The sequence below is a fragment of the Sphingomonas phyllosphaerae genome (genome assembly GCF_029623345.1).
Lineage (GTDB): Bacteria > Pseudomonadota > Alphaproteobacteria > Sphingomonadales > Sphingomonadaceae > Sphingomonas > Sphingomonas phyllosphaerae_C.
On the sequence record NZ_JAPYKH010000004.1, the window covers coordinates 63,329 to 79,193 of the forward strand.

Sequence of the window (15,865 nt, forward strand, 5' to 3'; positions counted from 1 at the left end):
GTGACCCTCGCCCGACGACATGCGCTCAGTCGAAGGTGTAGCGCACGCCGATCGCGAAGGTGCGCGGGATCAGTAGCGTACCCAGGTTGAACTGGTCCTGGTTGCCGGCCGAGTCGAAGCGGTAATATTCCTGCTGCTTGGCCTTGGTCAGGTTGGTGGCGTCGAAGGTCAGGCCGAGGTCGTCGGTGAGCTTGGCGGTGAGCTGGACGTCGAGGCTCTTGTCGGGCCGGCGCCACACCCCGATCGGGTTGGCGAACAGCGCCGCCTCGTTGCGCTGCAGGAACTCCTTGCGCCACACATAGGACAGGCGCGCACCGATCGGCCCGTGATCATAGGCCAGCGTCGCATTGTACGAGAGATCGGAGACGCCGAAGAAGGACGAGCGCAACTGGCCCACCACCGTGCCGGCCTCGTCGAACTCGGGCACGTTCTGCGAAGAATCGAGGATCGTCACGCTGCCCAGCGCGCCCAGGCCGTCGAGGAATCCCGGGAGGAAGTGCGGGAAATAGGCGAAGCCGAGCTCCGCGCCCTTGAGCACCCCGTCCGACGCATTCTCGGGCCGGTTGACGACGAAGCTGCTGGTGTTGAGCCCGGTGTCGAGCACCGTGACGCGCGAGCGCGCGCCGACCACCAGCCCGTCGATCTCGCGCCGGAACAGCGTGGCATACAGCGCGCTGTCGCGGTCGAAGTACCATTCCAGCCCGAGGTCGTAGTTGGTCGACTGGGTCGGGCGCAGGCTGATGTTGCCGCTGCTGCCGGTGCCATAGCCGACGCTGGTGAGGTCGCCGGTCAGATTGTAGTTCGGGTTGAGGTCGCCGAATGCCGGGCGGCGCAGCGTCTTGCCGTAGTTGAAGCGGGCGCGAAGCTTGTCGGTGATGTCATAGCGGAGCGTCGCCGAGGGCAGCAGCTTGCTGGTGGTCTGCGAGCCGCGCAGCTGCGCCCCTGCGCTGTAGCGGTCGACGAAGGTGAAGTCGGTGTCGACGTCGACGTAGCGGACGCCCGCCTCCAGGCTCAGCGGCCGGCCGAAGATCGACACCTCGGCGTCGGCCTGAATATAGGCCGACATCGTCTTCTCGCTGATGTCGAACACGCGCGTGAGCGAGAGCTGATCCGCGGTGAGGATGTTGGGGAACTTGGTCTGGTACAGCCGGCGGATCTCGTCGGTGTTGCTCCCGAGATAATAGCCGTTGGCATTGACCCAGGAGGTCGGGACGTCGGCCGCCCCATCGAAGAAGCCCTTGTTGACGTAGCGCAGGCTGTCCGAGAGCGTGCCGAAATTGACGCCGAGCCCACCGCCCGCGTCGGCGGCCTGGGTGCGTACCTCGCTCGCTGCCTTGCGCGCGTCATAGCGCAGCCCGGCCTTGATCTTGCGGAAGAAGCCCGAGTCCCACGACTGGTCGGCGTCGACCGTGGCGGTGAAGGCCGAGCCGGTGTCGCGGTTGGCGTTGTCGTAGAACTCGCCCGCGGTCCACTGGCCGGGGTCGAGCAGCAGCGCGTTGTCGCTGAAATTGTACGAGGGGATGCCGTCGCGCGCGTTGAAGTCGACGTCGATCCGGCTGGCGACGCGGTTGATCCGCATCGCGGTGAAGGTCGTGTCGTTGCGGCTGGTCTGATAGGCCGCGTCGGCGACGATCTTGCCGCTGCCGACATCCCACTTGCCGTTGAGCGCGTAGACGAAGCTGTTGGTGGAGGCGCGCGTCAGGTCGCCGCTGTTGAAGCCGAACACGTCGCCGACGCTGCGCGTCTTGATGATGTTGGTGTCGGGATAGAGCGAGATCGTCGAGCCCGGATTGGTGCCGAGGCTGCCCCACCAGTCGACGAACGAAAACATCAGGCTGTTGTACGTGGTCTGACGGAAGCCGCTCCAGAAAAACTCGGCCGTATAGGTCGAGCTGGCGTTGGGCGACCATTGCAGCGCCGCATTCACCGCCGGGCGCTCGCGCTTGCCGTAGAGGTCGCCGCTGAACACCGCGTCGCGCGAGAGGTAGTAAGGCGTATCGACGCCGTTGACGAGCATGGTCGAGCCCGGCGCATAGGGCAGGCCCTCGCGCGTGCCGGGCGACCAGGCGCCGAGCCCCGGCGCCGCCGGCGCAAAGCCGCTCGCACTGTTCACGTCGGGCGCGAGCGGGAAGATGCGCTGGAGCGGGGTCAGCCCCGATCCGGCCGGCGGGTTCTCGGTGGCGAACGGCACCTGCGCGCCGGCGGCGACCGACATGGTGCGGAACTTGGTGCGCGCATAGCTCGCGTTGACGAGCACGCCGACGTCGCCGATGCCGGTCTCCCAGCGATCGCTGATCAGCGCCGAGACGTTCGGATTGAACGTGTCGGCCTGCTCATTGTAGATCCCGCGCGCCACCGCCGAGATCGCGAAGCCGTCGAAGTCGAACGGACGCCGCGTGAACACGTCGATCTGGCCGGCGAGACCGGTCTCGATCTGGTCGGCGGCGCGCGTCTTGTAGACGTCGACTCGCTTGACGAGGTTGGCGGGAATGTCCTGCAGCGCGAACGACTGGCCGGTGGTGGTGAAGATGATGCGGCCGTTGAGCGTAGTGAGCGGGTCGGACAGGCCGCGGATCGACAGCGCGCCGGCCTCGGCGTTACCGCGATCGGTGACCTGGACGCCGGTGACGCGCTGAAGCGCCTCGACGACGTTATTGTCGGGCAATTTGCCGACATCCTCGGCGACGATCGAATCAACGATCTGCACCGACTCGCGCTTGACGTTGAGCGCGCCGATGATCGAGGCGCGCACCCCGGTGACGACGATGTCGTCGGCGCCGGCTGCGTCCTCGGACGGCGAGCCGCCGGGCGCGGGCTGGGATTGTTGCGCGGCGGTGCCGGGGGCGAGGGGTGCGTCCTGCGCCGCGGCGGCACCCGCGAACAGCAGCGCCCCTGCCGAGACCGAAACCAAGAAAGCGGCCTTCATCGCCATCATCCCCTCCCTCACGCTGATACCGGGCGCGTGCTGCGCCTTCTAATACTCCGACATATGCCTGTTCGTAGAAGGTGGCAAGAGCGATTGTGGTGCTATCGCGCCCTACCGGGAACTCCAGAGATCGTGTGTTTAGGGGGCGGGGTCGCGTCTCCGCAGCCGTGTCACCGCACGACCCCATGCAACATTAGTCGGACAGCTACTTGCAGTGGACGAGATGGTCGGCCGCGATCGTGCGACGAGCCGGCGCGCCGCCGTGCCGGAGCCTGTACGTCAAGGCGCTCGTTCCGCGCGCCTTCGACGCTGGCGTCAACGTACGGCGATGCCGGCAGGTAGCCGCGGAACTACCGGCGCCTGCGATCAAGCGTTACGTGCTGCCACGCGTGGCAGGGGCAAGCGATAGCATTGCCTCGGCGCGGCACCGGCCAGCGGCGCGAGCCCGCGCCGCCGTCCGTGTCAGAGGCGCCCCAGCGGCCCGTTCGCGACCGGCGGGTCGAACAGCGGCGTGCCGTCCGCGGCGTAGCGGATCGGCTCGACGCGGGTGTGGCGATTGGGGTCGAACAGGGGATCGCCCTTGATCGTCTCATAGTCGCGCGCGTGGAACACCAGCATGTCGCGGCCGCGCTCGTCGACCGTGAAGCTGTTGTGGCCCGGGCCGAAGATGCGGTGCTCACGCGAGGTCTTGAGCACCGGGGCGGGCGACTTGGCCCAGCTGCGCGGGTCCATGATGTCGGCGTCGTCACGCGCCGTCAGCATCCCCAGGCAGTAGCGCGCGTCGGTTGCGCTCGCCGAATAGGTCAGGAACAGCCGGCCGTTACGCGCCAGCAGCGCGGGCGCCTCGTTGACCTTGAAGCCGCGGATCTCCCAGTCGAGCTCGGGCACCGAGAGGCGCGCCGGCTTGGCCGCGAGCGTCAGCGGGGTCTTCAGCGGTGCCAGGTACAGGTTCGAGTTGGTCTCGATTCCGGGTTCGCGCTGCGCCCAGGCGAGATAGCGCGTGCCGCGATGGACGAAGCTGGTCGAATCGAGATTAAAACTGTCCCACGGCGTCTCGAGCTGGCCCAGCACCGTCCATCGGCCCGTCATCGGGTCGGCGCCGTCGCACACCACGGCATAGGTGCGGATGCGGAACACGTCCTCGCCGCCGCCGCTCGGGCCCGCGGCGAAGTACATGATCCACTTGCCGTCGATCAGGTGGAGCTCGGGCGCCCACAGGAAGCCCGACATCGGCCCGCTCTTCTCATGCCGCCACAGCACGCGCTCGACCGCGGTCGAGAGCCCCGCAAGCGTGCGCGCGCGGCGCAGCACCAGCCGGTCGTACTCGGGGACCGAGCCGGTCATGTAATACCAGCCGTCGCTGTGGCGGAACACCTGCGCGTCGGCGCGCTGGCGGACCAAGGGGTTGACGATCGTGCCCCCCCCCGCTCCCGCCGCGGCGCGCCGGCGCTGCGCCAGCGCGGGCAGCGCCGCCACGCTCGCGCCGGCCGCAAGGACGAGACGGCGCGAGAGCAATGTCATGCCGTCCTCGCTCACTGCAGCGTCAGCATGACGACCGACTTGGCCGGCAGCGTGACGCTGAGCTGCCCGCCGGCCACCTGCGCGCCGGTGAAGGCGGCGGGGGCGACCGCGTTGGGCTGGTCGAAGGTGTTGACCGCGTTGATCGCCGGCGCGGTCAGGATCTGGCCGGTCGCGCCGCTGGCGTTGAGCCCGGCGAGCGCGGCCTGCACCGTGATCGCACGGTTCGGGTCGGCGTTGGCGAGCGCGACATGCACCACCCCCGCCTTGTCGCGCACCGCCGAGGCGCTGACCGCGGGCATCACATACTGGTCCTTGTTGTACCAGGGCGACTTGAGCTCGATCGGCAGCACCGTGCCGTCCATGTACGGCTTGTACATATGGAAGACGTGATAGGTCGGCGTCAGCACCATCTTGCTGCCGTCGGTGAGGATCATCGCCTGCAGCACGTTCACCATCTGCGCGATCGCGGTCATCTTCACGCGGTCGGCGTGCTTGGCGAAGATGTTGAGGTTGATCGCCGCGACCAAGGCGTCACGCAGGCTGTTCTGCTGGCGCAGGAAGCCGGGGTGCGTGCCGGGATCCTGCGCGTACCAGGTGCCCCATTCGTCGACCGCGAGGAAGACGCGCTTCTTCGGATCATATTTGTCCATGACCGCGCTGTGGCGCGTGATCAGCTCCTCCATCTTCCAGGTCTTGGCGAGCGTGTCGGCCCAGCCGGTCTCGTCGAAGTCGGTCGCGGAGGCTTTCGGCGGCCAGCCACCACCGCCCGGCACGGTGTAATAATGGAGCGAGAGACCGTCGAGCTGCTCGCCCGCCTCGCGCATCATCACCTCGGTCCAATTGTAGTCGTCGCCGTTCGCGCCCGAGGCGATCTTGAGCACCTTGGTGCCGGCCGGTGCCTTGATGAAGGTGGCGTAGCGCTTGGTCACGTCGGCGGCATATTCCGGGCGCATGTTGCCGCCGCAGCCCCACAGCTCGTTGCCGATGCCGAAATACGGCAGCTTCCACGGCGCCTTGTGCCCGTTGCGCGCGCGCTCGTCGGCGAGCGTCCCGGCCGGGGAGGTGACATATTCCACCCACTCGGCCATCTCCTGCGGCGTCCCGTTGCCGACGTTGCCGGAGATGTAGGGCTCGGCGCCGACCTGCTCGACCAGCTCCATGAACTCGTGCGTGCCGACGCTGTTGGGCTCGGTCACGCCGCCCCAGTTGGTGTTGATCTTGACCGGGCGCTTGTTCTTCGGCCCGACGCCCTCGCGCCAGTGATATTCGTCGGCGAAGCAGCCGCCCGGCCAGCGGATCACCGGCACGCCCAGCCCCTTGAGCGCGCCGATCACGTCATTGCGGAAGCCGCGCGTGTTGGGGATCTTGCGGTCGTTGCCGACGTAGAGGCCGCCATAGATGCCCTCGCCGAGATGCTCGGCGAACTGAGTGAAGATGCGGCGGTCGTAGGTCGGCCCCTGCTGGTCGCCATGGACCGTTGCGGTCGCGGTCGGCGCGGCGGGCTCCTGCGCGATTCCCGCCGCCGGCGCGAGCGCCGCCAGCATCAGCGCGCCGCTGAGCGCGAACAAACGTCCCTTCATCCCATCCTCCCGTTGGTCGGCGGCGCGCTTCCTGACGCGGCTCACCCAGATCACGATTACTCAGACATTATGGGGCAGCCCCGCCGAACGCAACGACTTTGCGTCAGCGGCCGACCTTGACGCGCAGCGCGAGCACCAGCGCGTCGGGAACGTCGCGGCGGCCGTTCGGGTCGATCACATATTGCACGTCGGGCTCGAGGCTGAGCCAGCGCGCCGCGACCCAGCGATAGGCACCCTCGACCACCAGCTCACGCGCGCGGGTATCGGCGATGATGCGGTGGCGCTCGCCGAACCAGGCGCAGGCAAGCGACACGCCGAGCTGGTCGTCGTCGCGTCCGCGCCACGTGCCCGAGCGCACCAGCCCGCCGCCGAGATAATGGGTGATCGCATTGTAGCGCGAGTCCGCCACGCCGTAGCGCAACCAGCCGCTCACCCCTGCGCCGCCGCGTGTCTCGCCAACGAGCTGTCGCTCGGCCAGCACATAGACGCCGGCATTGCCACGCGCTTGCTCGGCGGGGTCACCGATCGGCGCGAAACGAGCGGTATAGCGCCAGCTGCCGATCGCCAGCTTGGTTGCGCGATCGAGCCAGCCGAGCTCGGCGATCAGCAGCGCGCCATCGGCGCGGCGCAGCCGCACCGCCGTCGCCGCCGGGCGGTCGGGGTCACCCGGCACGGCGTCGAGCACCGCGGCGTGGAACAGCCAGTGCGTTCCGAACCCGACCTCGCCGCGCAGCGCGAGCGAGGTCACCGGGAAGATCGACGGCCCGCGTCGGCCCGACTGCGCCAGCTCCGGACCGACGCCGTGCGACGACAGGCGGAACAGCCCGCCGCTCACCGTCGTGTCGAACTCGGCGTTGAGGTTGTACAACCCCGCCTTGACCGAGGCGCGGCGCCCGATGTCCTGCTCGACCCAGGCCTCGAACAGGCGGGTGGCGGGCACCGCGGTCTCGATGTTCGACACGCCCTGTGCGTCGCCGCTGAGCGCGGAGAGGCTCGTCCCATTGTCGCGGATGACATAGCCGAAGGCGCGCGCGCCGTGCCAGCCGGCCAGGCGCTCCAGGTCGAGCGCGGCTTGCAGGTCGAGATTGTCGAGGTAGCGCGTACCGCGCGCGCGCCCGCCGGCGACATCGGCGGCAAGGTCGGCGGTGTAGACAGCGGAGAGCGTCACCGCGCCCTCGCGCCGCTCGTTCGCCGAGCGCGGATAACCGGTCGGGCGCTCGTCCTGCGCGCGCGCCGGCGCGGCGATCAGCATCAGGCATGCGAGCGGCAGCGCGATGCGCGTCGATCCGGCCCCCATGTCGCCCTCCGCTTGCCCTGGCGCGCGGCGCTTAGCCGAGCGGGCGCGAAACGAACAAGGGGGCGGTGGCACGCGCGCGATGCCCGCGCCGGGGCCTGGGTGGGAGGCGGCGGTGCGACTCGCGAGCGCCCCCCACTTCGCCCGCGGCGAAGCCGAGGTCGAGCGCGCTGTCTGCGACTGGGCCAGTGATGGTAGCCGTGGCGTGAGCAGGATGAGCGGCTGATGACCGCTGGAGCAACTCCTCAGATCCTCGCCGTGCCAGGGAGGATCCGCGTGGTCCACGGCCATATCTCAACTCAGCCGCTGTCCTACACCGCGCCGGCCTGCCACACCCTCACCCCGCTCTGTCTCATCGTCGCCGGCCGCCATCCCGTCCGGCAACGCCCGTTCACCACGATCACGCCGCCGCCCGCGTCGGACTCAACGTTCGCGCGAACCGCGCCGGCGACTCAACATTCGCAACATTCGCGCTCGCGGCGGCGCCGATCCGGACGGCGAAAATGAAGCTCCCGCGCCACTTGGCCGGACGGTGCGCCCTTGTCGCGAACCGGCGCGCGACCGCCCGCCCCCTTGGCCCGCGCCCCCGCTTCTGTCACGGACGGCGGCATGTTCGCGTTCGCCCTGCTCCTCGCCGCCGCGCCAGCGCCGCTCCTGCAGCAGGAGGGCGAGACGGTGACCGTCCGCGCGCCGCTGCCCGCCGCGCCGCAGACCCCCGCCACGCTCGTCGCCGAGCCGGTAGCGATGATGATCGCCACCTTCGACACGAACGGTGACGCGATGGTCGATCGCGCCGAGCTGGAAGAGGGCGTGCGTCGCTCGTTCGAGGCGATCGACACCGCCAAGTCCGGCAAGTTGCGCTACATCGCCTTCTCCGACTGGGCGTTGCGCTTCCTCGGCGATCAGCACGCGCTGCCGAGCCCCTACGAGGTCGACCGCGACGACGACGATTCGATCACGCTCGACGAGCTGGAGAACCATTTCTCGCGCCTGTTCGCACGTTATGACCGCAACGGCGACCATCTCATCAGCCGTGCGGAGCTGCTGACCTATCGCACCATGCCGGTCGACGCGCAGGGCCCCACCGCCGGGCGCCGCCCGCCGAAGAAGGGCGACGCCAAGGACCAGCCGCGCAAGGACGGCCACGGCAAGGACGACAGCAAGCGTGACCGGCGCGATGCGCCGCCGCCGGACGCGGACGCGCCCGAGGCGGAGCGCGGGCGATGAGCGCCGCCCCGCGTTTCGCCTTCCAGGTCCACGCCAGCGACGGTGCGGCGCGGACCGGCACGATCCGGATGGAGCGCGGCGCCATCCGCACCCCCGCGTTCATGCCGGTCGGCACCGCCGCGACGGTGAAGGCGATGAAACCTGCCGACGTCGAGCGCGCCGGCGCCGACATCATCCTCGGCAACACCTATCACCTCATGCTCCGGCCGGGCGCCGAGCGGGTGGCGCGGCTCGGCGGGCTCCACGCCTTCATGGGCTGGGAGCGACCGATCCTGACCGACTCGGGCGGCTATCAGGTGATGAGCCTCAGCGAGCTGACCAAGCGCTCGGAGGAAGGTGTCGCCTTCGCCTCGCACCTCGACGGCACGCGTCACCTGATCACGCCCGAGCGCTCGATCGAGATCCAGCGGCTGCTCGGCTCGAACATCGTGATGGCGTTCGACGAGCTGGTCCCCACTACCTCGACCCGCGAGGTGCAGGCCGCGGCGATGGAGCGATCGATGCGCTGGGCCAAGCGCAGCCGCGACGCCTTCGACGCGGGCGGCGCGCACGCCGAGCACAACGCGATCTTCGGCATCCAGCAGGGCGCGCTCGACGAGGGGCTGCGCCGCGCCTCGGCGGACGCGCTGGTCGACATCGGCTTCGATGGTTATGCGATCGGCGGGCTCGCGGTCGGCGAGGGACAGGCGGCGATGTTCGGCTGCCTCGATTACGCCCCGGCCCAGCTCCCCGCGGACAAGCCGCGCTATCTGATGGGCGTGGGCAAGCCCGACGATATCGTCGGCGCGGTCCAGCGCGGGGTCGACATGTTCGACTGCGTGATGCCGACCCGCTCGGGACGCACCGGCCAGGCGTTCACGCGCGACGGGCCGATCAACATCCGCAACGCGCGCTTCAACGAGGACCAGGCGCCGCTCGACCCTGACTGCGCCTGCGCGGTGTGCGCCACCTGGACTCGCGCCTACCTCCACCATCTGGTGCGCAGCGGCGAGATCCTCGGCGCGATGTTGATGACCGAGCACAACATCGCCTTCTATGAGGCGTTGATGGCAGACCTGCGCGCGGCGATTGCGCAGGGCGGGCTGGCGACGTTCGCCAACGCGTTCCGCGCGCGTTATGGCGCGGGCAAAGGAGAGACCCGATGAGCGACCAACCCAACGAGATCCTCGCCGAAGTGGCCGCCGCCAAGGCGCACGAGGAAGCCGGCGCGGGCAAGGCGGCGCAGCTCCGCCGCGACCGTCGCTGGCAGGGCGGCAAGACGTGGCTGGCAGCGGGGATCGGCTCGGCCGCGGTGGCCGCGGCGGTGCTGTTCGCCAATTCACGGCGCGACGAGAAGTAAGCAAGGCCCCTCTATCCGTCGTGTTGCTGCGCATGCAGGCAGCGAGAGCGGCCTAGCGCAGCGCTGTTGGCCCTGGGCTCCCGGCGTCGCGGGAGCACAGTGGCCCCGACACCGCGCTACAGCTTCATCCCGCGCAGCACCGGCTCGATCACCGTCGCCATCACGTCATAGCCCCGCTCGGTCGGGTGGACGCCATCATAGGCCAGACCTGGACGCATCCCGCCCGCCGCGTCCGCCAGCACGGGGGTGTAGTCGACGAAGCGCGCGCCCAGCCGCGGCGCGGCCTCGCGCGCCCAGGCGTTGAAGGCGCGGATCGGCGCTACCGTCTCCAGCCCCGGCCGCCACGGGAAGTTCGCCGCGGGCGGGATCGAGCCGAGCAGCACCTCGATCCGATTGGCACGCGCGAGCTGGATCATCGCGGTGACGTTGTCGCGCGTCTGCTGCGGCGTCATCGGTCCGGTGTTGCCGGCGATGTCGTTGGTGCCCGCCATCAGGTGGAGCGCGCGCGGGCGCAGCGCCACCACGTCGGCCATCACGCGCAACACCATCTGCGGCGTGGTCTGACCGCCGATGCCGCGGTTCACGCGCCCCGGCGTGAAGAAGCCCGGCCGCTTGCTGCCCCAGCCCTCCGTGATCGAGTCGCCGAGGAAGACGATGCCGGTGCTCGCGCGCGCCTCGATCAGCTGGCGGTTGTCCGCGGCGTAGCGACCGAGCCACGGCCAGTCCTCGCGAAGCCGGCGCTCGGCGGCGTCATCCGCCGCAGTGGCGGGGGTGGCGAGCGCCCCGGCGGCGATCCCGCCGGCGACTCCCAGCAGCGCAGCGCGTCGATCGATCACAGCGAGTCTCCCCAGCGGCACACGTCCTCGGCCGGTGGCACGGCGGCGCGCGCGCCGGCGGCGTCCAGCGCCAGATAGGTCTGCGCCGCATCCGCCGCGGGCCAGCTCGGCAGGCCGGCGCCGTTCGGGTCGCCCGTCTTCACGAAATTGGCCCAATAGTCGATCAGGTGGAGCCGGCCGAGCGGCTGGTCGGCGTAGATGAACGGGATCTCGAGCGCGTGCCGCGTCGGCGCGCCGGTGGCGCTGCCGTCGAACAGATAGCGCCACACCTTGCCGCCGCGCCGCGCCATCGTCGCAACAAAGCGCTGCGCCGGGCAGCGGAAGGTCGCGTCGGTGGCGATGCGCTGGTCGCGCGTGCCGTCGCGGTCGGCGGGGTCGGCGCGCGGCTCGGGCTGGTCGAGACGGTAGAAGCGTCGCGCTTCCGCCTCGCGGCCCGGGTAGCTCAGCGCAACGAAGGTGTCGCGGCGCGAGTGGCCGCCGGGAAGGTCGAGTTCGATCCGGTTGGTGCCGATCAGCACGTCGACGCCCGGCGCCGACGCGAGCAGCCGGTCTGGCGCCGCGGGGAAGACGGTACCGTCGACGGTGGTGCGCAGCCAGCGGTAGCTGTCGTCGGTCAGCAGCTGATCGTGCGTCGCCTCACCCGCGACGAGCAGCGGCCACGCCGCTACGGAGCGCATCGCGGCAGCGTCACCGCGCGCGCCGAGCGCGTCGTCGACCTGGTCGCCGAGCCGCAGCGCCTCCTCGCGCGAGCGCCACGGCAGGCCGAAGCCGGGCGTGCCGCTCTCCATGATGGCGCGACGGAACAGCCCGCGCGCGGCGGGCGCGGCGACGAGCAGACCGACGTCCTGCGCGCCCGCGCTCTCGCCCGCGATCGTCACGGCGTCGGGGTCGCCGCCGAAGCGCGCAATATTCTCGTGAACCCAGCGCAACGCCGCGATCTGGTCCTGCGTCGCGAGATTGCCGCCGCCCGCGCTGCGGTGGTGGAGGAAGCCGAGCGCGCCGAGCCGGTAGCGCACACCGACCATGACGATGCCACGCGCGACGATCGGCGACTCGGCCATGTCACCGGGCGAACCGGCGTAATTGGCGCCGCCATGGATCCAGACGAGGACGGGGCGGCGGCCGGCGAGCGCCTCGGTGCCGACGTCGAGCGTCAGGCAGTCCTCCGACTGGTGAAGGTAATCGGCGCGGTTCCAGGTGTAGTCCTGCTGGGTGCAGGCCGGCGCGGGAGCGGCGGCGTCGCGGACGCCCGGCCAGCGCGTGGGCGGTGCCGGCGGGGCGAAGCGGCGCGGGCCGAGCGGGGCAGCCGCGTAAGGGAGGCCGCGGAAGACGAGGTGGCCGCCCGCGCTGGTACCGCGCACGCTGCCGATGCTGGTGCGCGCGACGGGGGCAGCGCTGCCCGCGTGCTCCTGCGGAGGCAGGAGCCCGGGGTCACGCGCGCCGGCGTTCGCGGTCCTGGGTTCCTGCGTGCGCAGGAACACGGTGCTCGTCGCGGTCGGCGAGGAGCGCCCGACCCCTGGCTCCGTCATCCCGGACGTGGGCCGGGACTCACTGTTCCACACGGTCGCCACGCGGTAGATGCGCGGCGTCATGGATCCCGGAGAACGCCCGGGATGACGGAAAAGGGTGGAGGCGTGCACATCGGCCAGCACGCGGACGTCGGACGCATCCGCCCCAGTCGCCGCCGCCAGCGCCAGCGCGGCGAGCAGTGCGCGCCTCACTTCACCGCCACCTTGGTCACGCGGACGTTCCAGCCCGCCAGCGTCACCGCCGCCGCGCTCGCGGCGCCTGCGGGATAGCGAATCGCAATCACCTTCTTCTCCCCCGGCAGCAGCGCGACATAATTGTCGTCGTAATAGGCCGGCAGCACGCGCTTGCCCGCGGCGTCGACCAGCGTGAGCTTGGCGTTCAGCGCGGGCACCGCACCGTCGTTGCCCAACGTCACCCGGACGACGCGGTCGTCGCCCTCGGTCGCGCTCTCCACCGACGTCGCCAGCGCGACCGGAGCGAGATCGTTGAGCGCGCGATAGGCGCCCTCGTCGCGCCCGCGCCAGTAGAAGTTCTCCGACACCGTCTTCCCGGCCGCGTCTGCCAGCACCAGCTTGATCAATACCATCGGGTGATCGGCGAACAGCCGGTCGAGCGGCACCGCCGCCAGCGTCGTCGCGGCGTTGGCCGCGGCGTCGAGGCGGTCCGCGCGCGCGAACAGCTCGCGATTGTCGAGTCCGACCACGCGCACGCGCGCGGTCAGCCCCGGTGCTGCGGCCTGCGTCGTGTTGAGCACCACCAGCTCGTTGCCAGGCAGGTTGAGCTGGACGTGGAGCGGCTCGGTCGCCTTCTTCGCGCCATAGTATGCCGCGTGCGTGTCATAGTCCCAGGAGTAGATCTGCCACGCGTTGGACGGCCAGGCGGGGTGCGTCATCCACAACAGCCGCCCCGAGTTCTTGGTCCAGAGATGGCCGAGGAAGCCCTCGTACATCGCCTTGTGCGTCTCGAGGTTCATCATCTGCGCCTTGCGCTCGAAGTCGGCGAAGCTGGTGCCCGCGCCGAACATGCGCTCGAGCGTCGCGGTGAAGGTCTTGGTGTCGCCGTTCCCGCTGACATGCCAGTCGTGGTACGCCAGCACGTCGCCGAGCGGCCAGCGGTCCGCCGCGGGCACGTAGCTGGCGATCGACTCCGCGGTCGACAGCGAGGGCGTCCCCGTCTCAACCGAAAAGCCGGTGGCGAGATCGGTGAAATAGCCGACCGGCGGGCGGTAATTATACGGCCCCGAGCCCTGCAGGTTGACCACGTTCGAGCTGCCGGTGAACCAGCGCGTCCCGTCCAGCTCGAACACCGCCTGGTCGAGCCCCTCGTTGAGCGTGGGATAGGGCACGCCCTCGTTGCGGCCGAACCACAGCACGATCGAGGGATGGTTGCGGTAGCGCGCGATCGTGTCGCGCGCGTTGGCGAGGAACAGCGAGGGATCGTCGGGCTCGACCTGGAAATTCTGCGTCGACTGCCAGAAATCGTTGAGCACCATCATGCCGTTCTCGTCGGCGAGATCGAAGAACTCCTCCTCGTCGTTGTTGCCCATCCAGTTGCGTATGACGTTCATGTGCGCCTCGCGCTGGAGCCGGAAGAAGGGCTTGAGCCAGTCGTAGCTCACGCGCTTCATCGCGTCGTCCATGCCCCAGTTGCCGCCGCGCGCGGCGATGCGCACGCCGTTGACGCGCAGCGTGAGGTGCGGCTCGGGCAGGGTCTCGGCGATCGGCGTCACCGCCTTCGAGGTCGCGCCCGCGGGCGTGAGCGACTCGGCCCAGCCGCGCGGCGATTCCTTGATCGCGGCGTGGCGCACGTCGATCAGCCTGGTACCCGCGAGCGCGCCGTCGGTGGTCTGGACGTTGACCCGGCGCAGTGCGCCCGCGGGGTCGAACAGCGAGAGATCGTAGCTCACCTCACGAATGCCGAAGCGGCCTTTGCGCAGGTCGGATACGCCCGCGGCGTCGCTCACCTGATAGGTGACGTCGTAGAGGTGCGGCGCGCCATAGCCGTTCGGCCACCACAGCTGCGGGTTCGCGACGCGCAGCTGCGGGAAGTCACGCGGGGTAAAGGCGACCTCGCTATGCCCCGGCGCGGCGGTGACCTGGCGCTCGACCGTGATACCGCCGAAGGCAACGCGCACCGTCACCGGCGCGGCGGCGCCGGCGTTGTCGAGCGGCACGGTGACGTAGACGTCCGCGCTGTCGGTCCGCGGCAGCGGCAGGTCGGTGACGACGTGCGGGTCGCCGATCTTCACCGCGCCCGTCGCGACCAGCTCGACCGGACGCCAGATGCCGGTGTTGCGGTCGCGGATGCCGGGGATCCAGTCCCATCCCTCGGTGGCGACGAAGGTGGGGCCGTCGATCGCGAGCTGGCCGCCGTTCTCGCCGACGCCCGCGGCGACCGACTGTTCGTGCGGGATGCCGGGGTGCGGCGGTGGCGAGACGCGCACTGCCACGACATTCTCGCCCGCTACCGGCGTGTAGGCGAACTGGCCGCGGATGAACGCGCCGCGCGTGGTGCCGAGCCGCTCGCCATTGGCCCACACCTCCGAGGCGTAGTTGATCCCGCCGAAGACGAGCGTCAGTCTCTTGCCCGCCGCCTCCGGCGGGACGGTGAAGCGCGTGCGATACCAATAATCCTGCTTGGCGAGCCGCTCGGGGATCTGGAGGTTGTTGAGGCCGTAATACGGGTCCGGGTAGACGCCGCGGTCGACCAGGCTCTGGAGCACGGTACCGGGCACGGTCGCAGCGCGCCACGCGTCACCCTTGAGAACGCCCGGCCGCGAAAGCGAAGCGCCGTCACCTGCCACCTCGGGCGCAGCGGCGAGCTGCCAGCCGTTGAGCTGCCAATGGCCCGGTGCGGTGGGCTGCATCAGGGGCTGCTGGGGCAGCGGCTTGGCGACCGGCTTGGTCGTCGCGTCAGCGCGCGACTTTGGGAGCGTCCAGGCGTCCTGCTGGACGGTGAGGCCGATGTTGGCGCTTTTCTGGAACGGCCAGCCGACGCCGATCTCGGTCATCTGCACCGTATCGAAGTCGGGGCGGGTTCGCGCCGCCGCGGCGAGCGCGCGCGCGTCGGCGGCGCCACTCTCCGCCGTCGCGCCGACGAGCTGGCCGCCGAAATGTGCCGCGCCCGGCGGCGCGATCGCGATCACCGGCGTCACCGCAGTCGCGCGCGCCGCACCAGCGCCGACACGGCGCCCGTCGACGTAGAGCGTGGCGCGCGCACCGTCGGACACCGCCGCGACATGGACCCATCTGCCGGGCGTCAGCGCGGGTCCGCGGACCACCGCCGCGCCGTCGCGCAGCACCAGCCGGCCGCCGTCGAGCATTAGCGCGCGCTGGGTCGGCGCGGCGCCGAGCGCGATCAGCGCGACCGCGCCGTCCTGCGCCGAGCCCGGGCGGACCCAGGCGCTCAGCGTATAGGGCGCGCCCGCCGCGACCAACGCCTCGGCGCGCGCAAGCGGGCGCTCGATCCCGATCCCGCCGGCGAGGCTGCGCACGTTGTACGGCCCGCCGTTGCCCGGCACGTCGGCGCGCGCCGCGATCGTCGCGCCCAGCGCCAGTCCGGTCCCCGCCAGCAGCCATGCCGCCCGCTTCATGTTCGACCCCATCGTCATTC

General features: G+C 70.4%; 9 protein-coding genes and 1 pseudogene. 3 read left to right on the top strand and 7 right to left on the bottom strand.

Going from position 1 to position 15,865, the window contains the following annotated elements:
* Positions 1 to 25 precede the first annotated feature (25 nt).
* The 4 genes and pseudogenes from QBJ89_RS05310 to QBJ89_RS05325 form a co-directional block, all read right to left on the bottom strand.
* Positions 26 to 2,932: a TonB-dependent receptor gene (locus QBJ89_RS05310; protein WP_277979496.1), complete on the bottom strand. Its 2,907-nt coding sequence runs from the start codon at positions 2,930 to 2,932 to the stop codon at positions 26 to 28.
* A 468-nt stretch (positions 2,933 to 3,400) separates the two neighbouring features.
* A pseudogene (locus tag QBJ89_RS05315) lies at positions 3,401 to 4,447 on the bottom strand (glycoside hydrolase family 43 protein); the annotation flags it as partial.
* An 11-nt stretch (positions 4,448 to 4,458) separates the two neighbouring features.
* Positions 4,459 to 6,027 (bottom strand): alpha-N-arabinofuranosidase, encoded by a 1,569-nt coding sequence (locus tag QBJ89_RS05320; RefSeq protein ID WP_277979497.1) that lies wholly within the window; start codon positions 6,025 to 6,027, stop codon positions 4,459 to 4,461.
* A 103-nt stretch (positions 6,028 to 6,130) separates the two neighbouring features.
* The gene (locus QBJ89_RS05325; RefSeq protein ID WP_277979498.1) at positions 6,131 to 7,324 is read right to left on the bottom strand and encodes a carbohydrate porin; all 1,194 of its coding nucleotides are present in this window, start codon (positions 7,322 to 7,324) and stop codon (positions 6,131 to 6,133) included.
* A 606-nt stretch (positions 7,325 to 7,930) separates the two neighbouring features.
* On the opposite strand from QBJ89_RS05325, the gene QBJ89_RS05330 reads away from it, so the two are divergent.
* Genes QBJ89_RS05330 through QBJ89_RS05340 form a run of 3 tightly spaced genes read left to right on the top strand, consistent with a single transcriptional unit; the run spans position 7,931 to position 9,887 of the window.
* Complete coding sequence (locus QBJ89_RS05330) at positions 7,931 to 8,548, top strand: EF-hand domain-containing protein (RefSeq protein WP_277979499.1); 618 nt, start codon at positions 7,931 to 7,933, stop codon at positions 8,546 to 8,548.
* A complete protein-coding gene (gene tgt, locus QBJ89_RS05335; protein WP_277979500.1) occupies positions 8,545 to 9,693 on the top strand; it encodes a tRNA guanosine(34) transglycosylase Tgt in 1,149 nt (382 codons plus the stop codon). The genes QBJ89_RS05330 and tgt overlap by 4 nt, the downstream gene beginning before the upstream one ends.
* Positions 9,690 to 9,887: a hypothetical protein gene (locus tag QBJ89_RS05340; RefSeq protein WP_277979501.1), complete on the top strand. Its 198-nt coding sequence runs from the start codon at positions 9,690 to 9,692 to the stop codon at positions 9,885 to 9,887. Before tgt ends, QBJ89_RS05340 begins: the two co-directional genes overlap by 4 nt.
* A gap of 116 nt (positions 9,888 to 10,003) precedes the next feature.
* On the opposite strand, the gene QBJ89_RS05345 is transcribed toward QBJ89_RS05340, so the two are convergent.
* Genes QBJ89_RS05345 through QBJ89_RS05355 form a run of 3 tightly spaced genes read right to left on the bottom strand, consistent with a single transcriptional unit; the run spans position 10,004 to position 15,845 of the window.
* Entirely contained in the window at positions 10,004 to 10,723 is a 720-nt protein-coding gene (locus QBJ89_RS05345; protein WP_277979502.1) for a GDSL-type esterase/lipase family protein, read from the bottom strand.
* Complete coding sequence (locus QBJ89_RS05350; RefSeq protein ID WP_277979503.1) at positions 10,720 to 12,444, bottom strand: carboxylesterase/lipase family protein; 1,725 nt, start codon at positions 12,442 to 12,444, stop codon at positions 10,720 to 10,722. Before QBJ89_RS05350 ends, QBJ89_RS05345 begins: the two co-directional genes overlap by 4 nt.
* Positions 12,441 to 15,845, bottom strand: coding sequence for a glycosyl hydrolase 2 galactose-binding domain-containing protein (locus QBJ89_RS05355; protein WP_277979504.1), 3,405 nt, complete (start codon positions 15,843 to 15,845; stop codon positions 12,441 to 12,443). Before QBJ89_RS05355 ends, QBJ89_RS05350 begins: the two co-directional genes overlap by 4 nt.
* Positions 15,846 to 15,865 lie beyond the last annotated feature (20 nt).

Bases quoted from the DNA above. Each gene is read 5' to 3' on its own strand.
- QBJ89_RS05310 (WP_277979496.1), bottom strand. From the start codon at position 2,932: ATGGCGATGAAGGCCGCTTTCTTGGTTTCGGTCTCGGCAGGGGCGCTG.
- QBJ89_RS05320 (WP_277979497.1), bottom strand. From the start codon at position 6,027: ATGAAGGGACGTTTGTTCGCGCTCAGCGGCGCGCTGATGCTGGCGGCG.
- QBJ89_RS05325 (WP_277979498.1), bottom strand. From the start codon at position 7,324: ATGGGGGCCGGATCGACGCGCATCGCGCTGCCGCTCGCATGCCTGATG.
- QBJ89_RS05330 (WP_277979499.1), top strand. From the start codon at position 7,931: ATGTTCGCGTTCGCCCTGCTCCTCGCCGCCGCGCCAGCGCCGCTCCTG.
- tgt (WP_277979500.1), top strand. From the start codon at position 8,545: ATGAGCGCCGCCCCGCGTTTCGCCTTCCAGGTCCACGCCAGCGACGGT.
- QBJ89_RS05340 (WP_277979501.1), top strand. From the start codon at position 9,690: ATGAGCGACCAACCCAACGAGATCCTCGCCGAAGTGGCCGCCGCCAAG.
- QBJ89_RS05355 (WP_277979504.1), bottom strand. From the start codon at position 15,845: ATGAAGCGGGCGGCATGGCTGCTGGCGGGGACCGGACTGGCGCTGGGC.